Below are 632 nucleotides of genomic sequence, written 5' to 3'. Positions count from 1 at the left end.
AGTTGTCCCGGCAGATCCTCCACGCCGTCCGGTCCGACATCGCTTGCCCGTTGCTGCGGGCTTCGTCGGCGAGGAGGCGGTGACCGAATTCGGGGTCGTCCCGGTGCGCGTCGAACAACGCGTCCGCACGGTATGCCCCGGCCACGTCCCTTGCCGTCACCGGGTTCGCCAGCCACCGGTAGTAGGGCTGGCGAGAGAGCTTCAAGACCCGACACGTCACCGTCACAGGGATCCCTGCAGCGGTGAGCTCCATCACGAGCGGGTAGAACCTTTTCCCGGCAGGTTCGCCTGCGACAGATACGCTGCCGCCCGCCGTAACACCTCGTTCTCCTGCTCGAGGAGACGAATCCGTTTCCGCGCCTCCCGCAACTCCACCTGCTCAGAACGGGACTGACCAGGCTTCACACCCTCGTCGATGTCACCTCGACGCAGCCAGGTTTGCAAAGTCATCGGATGGACTCCGAAGTCTTTCGCGATCTGCTCGATCGTCACTCCGGGCTCACGGTTCTTCGCGACACGCACGACGTCGTCACGGAACTCAGCAGGGTAGGGCTTGGGCACGGGAACATCCTTCCAGGCCCACCCTCACGGGCAAGCCAGATCAGATGTCACCTAACCGTGCAGCAGACCCA

Annotated in this window: 1 protein-coding gene and 1 pseudogene; both read right to left on the bottom strand. The window is 63.9% G+C overall.

The genetic code is table 11. The annotated features are described in order from the left end of the window. Positions 1-256: pseudogene (locus tag HB677_RS18200) on the bottom strand (IS3 family transposase); the annotation flags it as partial. Next, entirely contained in the window at positions 253-561 is a 309-nt protein-coding gene (locus tag HB677_RS18195; RefSeq protein ID WP_213817157.1) for a transposase, read from the bottom strand. The gene HB677_RS18195 and the pseudogene HB677_RS18200, both read right to left, overlap by 4 nt. Between the last annotated feature and the right edge of the window lie 71 nt (positions 562-632).

Origin of the sequence: Glaciihabitans sp. dw_435 (genome assembly GCF_018449675.1) — a bacterium.
Taxonomy (GTDB): Bacteria; Actinomycetota; Actinomycetes; order Actinomycetales; family Microbacteriaceae; genus Glaciihabitans.
This window is presented reverse-complemented; position numbering and strand designations above follow the sequence as displayed.